The sequence below is a fragment of the Moorena sp. SIO2C4 genome, from assembly GCF_010672485.1.
Taxonomy (GTDB): Bacteria; Cyanobacteriota; Cyanobacteriia; order Cyanobacteriales; family Coleofasciculaceae; genus Moorena; species Moorena producens.
This window is the reverse complement of the sequence record NZ_JAAHGN010000181.1, coordinates 1-9,370: the sequence shown is the minus strand read 5'-3', so window position 1 is coordinate 9,370 and position 9,370 is coordinate 1. Positions and strand designations below refer to the sequence as shown.

General features: G+C 41.3%; 12 protein-coding genes and 1 pseudogene. 6 read left to right on the top strand and 7 right to left on the bottom strand.

Annotated elements, in window-relative coordinates:
• Nucleotides 1-204: pseudogene (locus F6K20_RS12380) on the bottom strand (GTPase ObgE); the annotation flags it as partial.
• A 146-nt stretch (nt 205-350) separates the two neighbouring features.
• Nucleotides 351-1,052: a Mo-dependent nitrogenase C-terminal domain-containing protein gene (locus F6K20_RS12375; RefSeq protein WP_008185791.1), complete on the bottom strand. Its 702-nt coding sequence runs from the start codon at nt 1,050-1,052 to the stop codon at nt 351-353.
• A 135-nt stretch (nt 1,053-1,187) separates the two neighbouring features.
• Here F6K20_RS12375 and F6K20_RS12370 point away from each other — a divergent pair, with 135 nt between their 5' ends.
• The gene (locus tag F6K20_RS12370) at nt 1,188-1,568 is read left to right on the top strand and encodes an EamA family transporter (protein ID WP_131827148.1); all 381 of its coding nucleotides are present in this window, start codon (nt 1,188-1,190) and stop codon (nt 1,566-1,568) included.
• Nucleotides 1,569-1,907: 339 nt separating this feature from the next.
• Nucleotides 1,908-2,798: a WecB/TagA/CpsF family glycosyltransferase gene (locus F6K20_RS12365; RefSeq protein WP_044493600.1), complete on the top strand. Its 891-nt coding sequence runs from the start codon at nt 1,908-1,910 to the stop codon at nt 2,796-2,798.
• Between the two features lie 396 nt (nt 2,799-3,194).
• Here the strand turns inward: F6K20_RS12365 and F6K20_RS12360 are convergent, their stop codons facing one another.
• On the bottom strand, nt 3,195-3,392 hold the full coding sequence (locus tag F6K20_RS12360; protein WP_131827149.1) for a hypothetical protein: 198 nt from the start codon (nt 3,390-3,392) through the stop codon (nt 3,195-3,197).
• A 413-nt stretch (nt 3,393-3,805) separates the two neighbouring features.
• Here F6K20_RS12360 and F6K20_RS12355 point away from each other — a divergent pair, with 413 nt between their 5' ends.
• The gene (locus tag F6K20_RS12355; protein ID WP_287247386.1) at nt 3,806-4,537 is read left to right on the top strand and encodes a hypothetical protein; all 732 of its coding nucleotides are present in this window, start codon (nt 3,806-3,808) and stop codon (nt 4,535-4,537) included.
• A gap of 380 nt (nt 4,538-4,917) precedes the next feature.
• The gene (locus F6K20_RS12350; RefSeq protein ID WP_287247384.1) at nt 4,918-5,859 is read left to right on the top strand and encodes a glycosyltransferase family 2 protein; all 942 of its coding nucleotides are present in this window, start codon (nt 4,918-4,920) and stop codon (nt 5,857-5,859) included.
• A gap of 18 nt (nt 5,860-5,877) precedes the next feature.
• Here the strand turns inward: F6K20_RS12350 and F6K20_RS12345 are convergent, their stop codons facing one another.
• The 4 genes from F6K20_RS12345 to F6K20_RS12330 form a co-directional block, all read right to left on the bottom strand.
• The gene (locus F6K20_RS12345; RefSeq protein ID WP_154659833.1) at nt 5,878-6,021 is read right to left on the bottom strand and encodes a hypothetical protein; all 144 of its coding nucleotides are present in this window, start codon (nt 6,019-6,021) and stop codon (nt 5,878-5,880) included.
• Nucleotides 6,022-6,102: 81 nt separating this feature from the next.
• On the bottom strand, nt 6,103-6,303 hold the full coding sequence (rpsU, locus tag F6K20_RS12340; RefSeq protein ID WP_008185800.1) for a 30S ribosomal protein S21: 201 nt from the start codon (nt 6,301-6,303) through the stop codon (nt 6,103-6,105).
• Nucleotides 6,304-6,991: 688 nt separating this feature from the next.
• The gene (rbp, locus tag F6K20_RS12335; protein WP_008185801.1) at nt 6,992-7,294 is read right to left on the bottom strand and encodes an RNA-binding regulator; all 303 of its coding nucleotides are present in this window, start codon (nt 7,292-7,294) and stop codon (nt 6,992-6,994) included.
• Nucleotides 7,295-7,499: 205 nt separating this feature from the next.
• A complete protein-coding gene (locus F6K20_RS12330; protein ID WP_287247379.1) occupies nt 7,500-7,799 on the bottom strand; it encodes a hypothetical protein in 300 nt (99 codons plus the stop codon).
• An 833-nt stretch (nt 7,800-8,632) separates the two neighbouring features.
• On the opposite strand from F6K20_RS12330, the gene F6K20_RS12325 reads away from it, so the two are divergent.
• Both F6K20_RS12325 and F6K20_RS12320 read left to right on the top strand, forming a co-directional pair.
• Nucleotides 8,633-8,887 (top strand): DUF6444 domain-containing protein, encoded by a 255-nt coding sequence (locus F6K20_RS12325; protein ID WP_008185805.1) that lies wholly within the window; start codon nt 8,633-8,635, stop codon nt 8,885-8,887.
• Between the two features lie 77 nt (nt 8,888-8,964).
• Nucleotides 8,965-9,273 (top strand): hypothetical protein, encoded by a 309-nt coding sequence (locus F6K20_RS12320; RefSeq protein ID WP_287294843.1) that lies wholly within the window; start codon nt 8,965-8,967, stop codon nt 9,271-9,273.
• Nucleotides 9,274-9,370: the final 97 nt, after the last annotated feature.

Sequence of the window (9,370 nt, the reverse complement as noted above, 5' to 3'; positions counted from 1 at the left end):
TTCATCTCGAAAGCAATGGGCGTATTTAAAATCTAGCAACGTTTGCAGGTGCTCTATAGCATTCAAAATCACGCTACCCCCCCGACCACCATTACCCCCCGCCGGTCCTCCAGCAGGAACATACTTTTCCCGCCGAAACGCCACAATTCCATCGCCCCCGTTACCAGCGACAACTTCAATTTCTGCTTGGTCGATAAATTGCATAATTAGTTCTTAGTCCTTAGTGTTTTCTTGACACCAGTCAGTTGACCCCATTCTCCTTAATCAATCTAACTACGAATGACCAATGACTAATGACTAGTCACCAATGACTAATGACTAATCACCAATCACCAATTACCAATCACCACTTATAAATAAGATGAAACATCTTCACCACAATCATCGGCTAAATAAGATAAAGCCCGGAAGCGCAAGCCGACTAACTGATCATAGAGAGGATTAAGCTTACACATCGGTGGGATGTGGACGATTTTGTGATTAAATAGCTTCACGTCCCGTTCAAACGGACACTGAGCAGGAATCAGTTTGCACATAAATCGAGCAACACGTGGGTCATTAACATCCATACCATCTAACCAATCCCGTACTGGCTGTAGAATATCCGAATGGGGATGGTCAGAACTTCCTGGTTCTTGAGCTAACGCATCAGCAGAATCCCTTTGCTCAGTTGCCTTATCGTCATAAAGAGTTACCTGCAGTGATTCAAGAGCCTCAACCTTATGACCTAGTGCTTCACAGAACTGGTCTAGAACATCAGCTTCAGTCGCAGAGTACACCCCATCTGCCAAGGCTACCATTACAGCAGTTCGTAGAAAATTCTCTGCCGTTGTGTTATCCTTACCTAAAGCTGCTGCCAGTTCTTCAGGAGTAATCGGTTGATCAAAAGACTGCAAATCAGTACCAGGAGCCAATGTCTCCTGGGTGATTTGAGCCATAACCTCTTGTTCTTCAGGGTCAAAGTGACCATCAGCCCAGGCAACGGCAAATAAACCCCGCAGCCAAGCTGAAATCTGTTCTTCGGTGTAGGTAGCAGTGCTGGAAGTAGCCATAAATACTTAAAATCAATCTCCTAACACTATTTTAGGAGCAATCACAATAACTTAAGCTCCTGAAGGTTGAAGCCTATAGCATCAAACTAGCAATCGGATTAAGAAGCATCGACCACTTGTAATTCTGAGATATTCGTGAATCTAGCAGAATTTAGTCTTTTCTTAATGTCAGTCCTAACCAGTGCTACTGGACAGTTCTTGCTCAAAACTGGAGCCGAAAAGCTGGAAAAAGTTAACGCTAGCAATTGGCTAGATCAGATTTTCAGTATACCCAAGACCCCAGAAATTATAGCAGGGCTAAGTTGTTATGGTTTAGGGGCACTGGCATACATTTTGTTGCTGACGCGGGTAAATCTCAGCGTTGCTGGTCCTTCAGTATCCTTGACTTACGTCTTCTCCGTACTGATGGGCTATTTTTTCTTTAAGGAAACCATCCCCGTTAGCCGTGCCGTGGGGTTGGGTTTGATTATCTGCGGTGTAATGTTGGTAATTTGGAAAAAATCAGTTAGTCATTAGTCATTTGTCAAGACTATGGATGTAAGCCTCTTGTTTACCCGGCTTTTTTAGGGGGGTAATGGGGGGATACCATCCAACCATACAAGCCTTTTACCTACTCAGGACTTACCCACTCAGATCTGTAAAATCAGATCTGTAAAACTGCTGTAATTCCCTATTCCCGGTTCTTTCCAGAGCCGAAGTTCCCTATTGGCTAAAACCTTAATTTCTCGATCAGCTGCGTAAGTCCTACTTGTGATACACACACATAACTTATTCATAAGTTTGACATCGTGAAAACGCGATCGCGAACAACAGGTGGCAATACTGTAAATAATCACTAGTCTAACTATTACGGCAATGGCAATAAAAAATCAACGGAATGAATTAGATTATTTACCTGCTATTAATGTACATTTGCTAGAGCGTAGAATATCTTGTGTAACCGTCCCTAGGATTGTAGACGCCATTCATGCCGCTTGCGTTGAAGACAGAAAAATAACCGTAGCTCACTATAACGTACATAGTTTTAATTTTTCAATGCAGCTCCCATGGTTCTATGAATTTATCCAAAGTGCAGAAATCGCCCATTGTGACGGTATGGGTATATTAAAAGCCCTTCAGTTTATGGGGTACAATTTATCCCTAAAATACCGCGCATCTTACACACTATTAATGCCCAAATTACTGGATAATTTTAACCAAAATAGTTTGTCAATGTTTCTGCTGGGGTCAAAGCCTAAGCATCTAGAAACAGCCCTTAATAACCTTAGACAACAATACCCCAATATTATTGTCGATGGTCATCACGGATATTTTGATAAAGAAGACCCCAGCCAAAATGAAGAGATAATTAATAAAATTAACCAGGCAAAACCTAATATTTTATTAGTAGGCATGGGTATGCCAATTCAAGAAAAATGGATTTGGCAGCATCGTAGTCGTATTAATGTCAATGTGTTCATGCCTTGTGGTGCAGTGATCGACCGATTAGCAGGTTTGGTTCCTGACTGTCCAGAATTTATTTCCAATCTTGGTGGAGAGTGGCTTTATCGTCTATCCCGTGAACCCAAACGTCTCGCAGCTCGCTACTTACTCGGTAATCCAGCCTTTTTCTTTCAACTTGCTCTAGCTAAATTTTATGCACAACCTTTGAGAGTAGAGAAGATGGGGTACATGCTAAATGGACAAAAACACAGTTTAGACGAGCCTGTAAGCCTTCTTTCACCATTACCTCAGGGAATGAACTAGCAAAATCAGGATGTACCTGATGTGTAGCTGTTAGTCAGTTCTAGCCAGTCAACTCAGAATAACTGAGAAAATTAATTTTATTAATTTTGTCTCAGTCATGGTGCAATAACACCATGATCGTGATTCATACCAAGTGATACTAAGTTGCATTCATACTTAGCACTTTCTTCCCATCACCCCATCACTCCATCACCTTTTGAGGAAGATACTATCTTTGATCCCAACTTAGTATCAATTGCCCATTAGCTACGGTTGACATTTACAAAGCACTTCGTATATTGCAGGTATATTTCCGTATTTTAGAGTGTCGGTTCACTGATCACTATTGACATAGGCAAAATGCTGTGAATACCCTGGCACCATCCCCCCACTAAGCCTGCGGCTAAGCTGGGGGTCTTATGTAGTGTATGGTTGTATCCCAATTGTATAGGCACCACAGAGGTAATTCACCAACCTTCCAAGATCGGGAGAAAGTTTTGGAGTTTCCACAAAGACACTGCTTTCATGATCGATAATTTTTCTGCTTGAGAGTAATAGTGTTACTTTTTCTCCACTAATGGGAATTCTGTCATTAGATAGTCTGAGATTTCTCACTTAGCCAGGGCAATGCTTTTATTGCCCGTTTTCTGATTACTCTTTTCAATGCTAGTCTCCTTAACTACTTCTCTATCCTTACTTTTCCCTTGAATAGGAAAATCAGGGTAGTCAGGAAAACGAAAACATAGATATGGCAAGGCAAACCCAAAACTGGATTAGTTTTTTAGCAGCTTAGCTTCAAGATAGGTCAGATGGATCACACACTAGCCAAGATCATCAGTAAATCAAAATACGTATCATTTGATATCTTTGATACCGCAATTATACGCAATGTTTTAGAGCCAAGTGATGTCTTTACACTGGTTCAAAGGCAGTATGAGTATTGTCATTCCGAGTTATTACCAAATTATCCTAAGCTTAGGCAAAAAGCATAAAAAAAATCTAGGGAAAAACTCTGGAGACGAGAACAAGTGTCAGAAGTTACCTTGGATACCATATTTGAGTGTTTGGTAGAATATTTTGGAGTTAATGACCAAACGGCACAAATACTCAAAAAAATTGAAATAGAAACCGAAAGGGATGTTTGCCGACGTAATGAATTTATTTTTTCGGTCTATAACTATTGCCGAGAAAATCAAAAACAGATTATTTTCATCTCAGATATGTATCTCCTATCGGTGATTAATAAAATTCTTCATGCCGCAGGCTATGATCAGAGTGACAATCTATTTTTGTCTTCTGCTATAGGGAAAACTAAATTTACGGGAGATATTTATCCATATGTTCTTGAACAGCTAGGATGTACCCCAAATGATATCCTTCACATTGGTGATGTTTTGAATGCCAAAGCAAATGGCTTATTAAGTTATTTTTATGAAAATCAAAGAGAGAGAGCTATTAATAATTATTGGTTTCAAAAGGAAAAATTTCATCAGCTTATAACAAAAAAATATATCGATAGTTCATTTTACCTAGCAACCCTTATCAATCAGTATTATAGCAGAAGTCAAAAGTCAGAAGTCAGAAGTCAGAAGTCAAACTCTTGCGCTTACTTAGGTTTGAGACTTTTGTCATGTCCTAACTGCCCTGGCGACTGCTATATTGTGACCCTCAGGATAATCAAACGGGTGCATCTCATATTTGTAAACAAGCAGGGGCGGGGGCGCGGGGAGTCTGGAGATTTTATTATAATTTTTGGCTAATTGCAAAAGTGAGATGCACTCAATCAAACTAGCTGCGAGGAGTAATTTTGCTATAACTTCGGGTTTAATAATTTTGGGATCCTTTTTTTTTGTTTCATGAATTGACTGATATCCCCCTACTAGTATTGAGATTTTATAAATTATTCAGTTAATTCAAATAATCTTATTGGCGTAGGGGCTATATAAAGAGGTTGTTAGCTAATATTTATTCCTTTGAGTACTTACAAATTTGAGTTGGTTTTGGTCCCCTAATTACCCAAGGGTAGCCATGCTTAATCAGTCCCTAAAACTGGTTATTTTTTCAAAAAAATATTGCCAATCATTAGGATTTATAATCAGCAGAAATTTTTCATTTTACATATCATCAGGAGGATATAACCTTGAAACCCTTAGTTAGTGTCGTAATACCTACCTATCGCAGACCAAAGTTAGTTAAACGAGCTGTTCAAAGCGCTCTAGCTCAAACCCTTAGTCAAATCGAAGTCATTGTTGTCATAGATGGTCCGAATGAGGCTACTTGTGCCTCACTCGCAGAAGTGGATGACTCCCGGCTAAGGGTGATTGAACTGCCCACCAATCAAGGTTGCACTGCCGCTCGTAGGGCGGGGATTGCTGCAGCTCAAGCCCCATGGATTGCTCATCTAGATGATGATGACGAATGGATGCCCCAAAAACTTGAACTGCAACTGGAAGCGGCTAATCGTTCCCAATACAAATACCCCATTGTTACCTGTTACCTAATTGCTCGGACTCCCCAAAACGATTCCATTTGGCCGAGAAGAATTCCCTCTAAATCAGAAGAACTGAGTGAATATCTGTTTGTTCGCAATACCTTCTTCCAGGGAGAAGGACTAATTCAAGCTTCAACTATTCTTACATCCAAAGAGTTATTGCAAAAAATCCCCCCCGGAAGCAGCGGTAAAATTCACGAAGATTGGGGCTGGGTGTTACGGGCGACTACTTTGGAAGAGGTAGGAATTGAGTTTGTGACTGAACCATTGTCAGTGTGGTATTTAGGAGAAAACCATCCTAGTATTAGTAGCACTACTAAATGGCGGACTTCATTAAACTGGATTCAAAATTTACAAGAGTTAGTTACACCCCGTGCTTACGCATCCTTTATCTTGACACAGGTAAGTTCAAGAGCTGCCTTCGCTGGTGAGTGGAAGGCATTTTTTCCCCTTCTCTGGGAAGCCATTCGCCATGGCAAACCCCTACCTATGGATATAATTTTGTACTTCGGTATGTGGCTAATCTCTCCCAAGACTCGACGCTGGTTGCGGAATTTACTGACTAAGAATCCTCAGCCATTAACAACTTGAGCAAAACATCAGGTTATATCAAGTCCGTTTTTGTCGTTTGTCATATTTAGTGTTCATAATGTAGTGTTCATAATCCAAGGTTGTTTTGGGTAATGGGTCACGGAAATAGGCAACGGGTAATCGGTAATGGTACAGGAGTAATCGCAATTGCCAATTACCCATTACCTCTTACCTATTACCCACGCCTTACAATAACGATGCTACCGGAGTGGATCTAAAAAATTAATCTAGCAATCTACCCTGCTAGAACCGTCTTCTACGGTTTCGGAGTCTTCGACGTTCCCGATGTCTCGCAATTTCTTTACGTTTGCGTTTTTGTGCAAATGTCTCAAAATGACGATTCTTTTTCATATCGGCAAAGATGCCAGCTTGGGAGACTTTTCGCTTAAATCGACGTAGGGCTGACTCTAACTGCTCATTTTCACCAACCACCACTTGGGTCATTCAATGTCCTCCTGTTTTGATCGCTTCCGTGGTCGAATAACAAGTCATCATTCATCCCATAAGTACAGGACAGGGCAAACCTCTGATTGACTGAGAAAACTCCTACAACTGACGGAAGGTGTTGGCATCTGGCCAGTTTTTAAAACGAATGGCTTATATCTCAAGTCCGTTGAAAATCATAATCTTGCACCTGGATAGCCTGCACTCGTCTATGGCAAAGAAATCCGAATTAAGCCTGCCAAAAGCAGGCTCTCAAATCCTTATTTTTTCCTTACTCCTTGTCAAGTGGACTGTGATGGTGTACCTCCACGCTTCAGCCTGGAGAGTTTGCTACAATATCTCCCTTAAAACTGACTTTAGCTATGAGCCGTGGAATTAATGATATTGTTGGTTAACTCACACACTACAACTAGTGTGATTCTCGATCTGAACACTGCCTATTTGGGTTTTCCTACTTTAGGTCTTAAACGTTCATACTTGTCTGAATCAAAAAGTTTAAGATGCCTTCAATCGACTGATAGACAGCAATCCTACCCACACTAGTATCTTCCAACTAGAGTTCGAGTTTGCTTTACCCTACCAGGATTACTCCCTAAATTCTGACGCGCAGGGTAGAACTAGACAGGGGTAAAACCCCTGCCCTGGGCTCAGACCTGAGAATTGGGTTTTGATTTAGATCAAAGCGAGCTTAGTAGCGACGAGCGCCGAAGTTATCACCTTTGCGACCGCCCCCAAATGAGTTTCTTTTTTCCCGAGGCTTGGCTTTATTGACTTTGAGCTCGCGCCCCATCCATTCAGCTCGATCAAGCTCTTCAATGGCCTTCGCTTCTTCCTCCTCTGTGTTCATTTCCACAAAAGCAAAGCCCCTTAAGCGACCTGTTTCGCGATCGGTGGGCATGTGAATTCGCTTGATTTCGCCATATTCTTCAAACACAGATTTCAGATCCTCTTCTGTCACCTCACGTGCAAGGTTACCAACATAGACAGACATACAATATCTCCAAAATTTGATTTATGTAGAGATAGAAATTTCGGAGGCATGCTTAGCAATATGAAACAGAAGAAACCTGTCAACACTGAAAACAAAAACTGCAACCGATACCTATACTCGCTTTTTATGATAACATAGACATTAACGTGACTAACCTCCTACTTGGGTTGTGCAATTAAGTTGTGCAATTAAGCTGTTGTGGATTTTAATTGCATAGTTGCCAGTTTTGAAAAAACTTTTCATACCCACTCCTCATCTCTCCCTCTCCCCTCACAGCGGTTTCATTATAGCCGCAAATCTCGATAAACCAGGGCAGGTGACCGAATTTGGGACTGAGCTTTTGACGGACGCTATCAGCGTGTCGCTTATCAGCCCATTTGGTGATCACCTTTTGCTGATCAGTAGTCGGACCAAAGTTTTTATCGCTATGTAAATTTTTGTAAATTTTTATGGGATCTGCTTGGAGTAAGGATGGCAAATTTTTTAACTTTTCTTCATGTAGCACCGTTTATTTTTGAAAGAACTTCAATTTGTAATACATTAAGTAATACAGCGGTTGGCCATTGGGTGAGGTACAAATTCTTGGGTTTTAGGGAACTTCGGATCAGGGAACAGGGAAAAAATCCTGAGGTGCGACCCGAAGGCGCGACCCAAGGCCGGGTAACCCGGCCTTGGAGGCGCGCAGCTAATGGGAATTTAATAATTAGATGCGGAAAGCGCACCTATGTACCTTATAGTTATGAAAAACGCTGTATATAAAAACCTCATCCTGAGTGATCATCCCAACTAGAAATACTTAGAATTATTTAACAATTTGCGATTAGCCCTTCGGGCGATAAGGTCAACCCCATTGCAAAATCCTCAAAATTCGTAATCTTTTAGAACTACACAATGTAGTGAGTAATTTTTGTGACAAGATGCTCACAAGTGACCCAAACAGAACCCAAACCACTCGCTATTGCATCAAAACGGGGTAATAAACTTGAATGTTTCTCATAACTGAAGTCACACCGTTCATTTGTACTACTTTCAGCCTCAAACTCTCTTACTGTAAACGATGTAGCGATTGAGTTTCCCAAATATGTACCCATGTAGGTTTTGGCTTGATGCTTGCAATCATGGTACTATGCACAAAAATAGCATTCGCTTCAAATCCTTTCAAATGCTTTTCAGGAGTCGCTTCTAAATGTACCCAGTAGCGGTAGCTTAAAAATGGCTGGAAACCTCTCTAGGCAAGGGTTTTTATGAAATCGCTAAGGGTAACTTCAGTCGTAACCGTCCCAGCCTCCAACGAAGAAATGTGGGTTTCAGTGGCGATTCTGTGGTAAGATTGGGTTTATGAGTGTAGAGATTAACATCCCAGGGATTCAAATTCCTTTGGGAGATTGGGATGCCACCCCAGGGAGTGTAAAAGCGGTGGTAACAGTTTTGAGTGAGCGTTTGGCCTATATAGAAGAGCAACTCAAGCAAAATTCACAAAATTCATCTCGTCCCCCCTCAAGTGACGGTTTTGGTCAGCAAGATTTGTCAAACCCCCAGACTCTCAACAAGAAAAAGACAAAGAAAAAGAAAAAGTCTAGCAGTGATGGCTGATCCGAGAAAACACCACAGCTCTATCCGCTCGAAGCCTGTAGCGAAGTCCATTCCCATGTACCAGATATTGGTCAGCATTGTGGAGAGCAGTTGAGGGGCAACGACCAGCGCACCCTTATCGTGATCAAATCGTTGATATTCCGCCGCTATCGGCCAAGGGAATTGAACATCAACTGCATCAGTTGGAATGCACTTGCTGCGGCAGGAAGAACCGTGCACCACTCCCTGCCGAGGTACCATCATTAGGCTTAGGAGACCGATTAGCGGCAGTGGTTGCAAGGTTTAGTGTAGAACATCGCCAAAGTCACCGGATGGTACCAGAATTAAATATAATTAATTCAGTAGCGGAAAATATTAGGTTTAAACCTAATATTTTCCGCTACTGAATTAATTATATTTAATTCTGGTCAAAAAATAAATATTTTTGTATCAATTTGTCATTAACTGTGTAACGAAGTGTGAAAACCTATCGTAAGCTATCAG

Excerpts from the sequence above, each read along its gene's own strand:
- F6K20_RS12345 (WP_154659833.1), bottom strand. The coding sequence starts at position 6,021 with ATGGGTAATTGGCAATTGCGATTACTCCTGTACCATTACCGATTACCC.
- rbp (WP_008185801.1), bottom strand. The coding sequence starts at position 7,294 with ATGTCTGTCTATGTTGGTAACCTTGCACGTGAGGTGACAGAAGAGGAT.
- rpsU (WP_008185800.1), bottom strand. The coding sequence starts at position 6,303 with ATGACCCAAGTGGTGGTTGGTGAAAATGAGCAGTTAGAGTCAGCCCTA.
- F6K20_RS12375 (WP_008185791.1), bottom strand. The coding sequence starts at position 1,052 with ATGGCTACTTCCAGCACTGCTACCTACACCGAAGAACAGATTTCAGCT.
- F6K20_RS12325 (WP_008185805.1), top strand. The coding sequence starts at position 8,633 with ATGAGTGTAGAGATTAACATCCCAGGGATTCAAATTCCTTTGGGAGAT.
- F6K20_RS12365 (WP_044493600.1), top strand. The coding sequence starts at position 1,908 with ATGGCAATAAAAAATCAACGGAATGAATTAGATTATTTACCTGCTATT.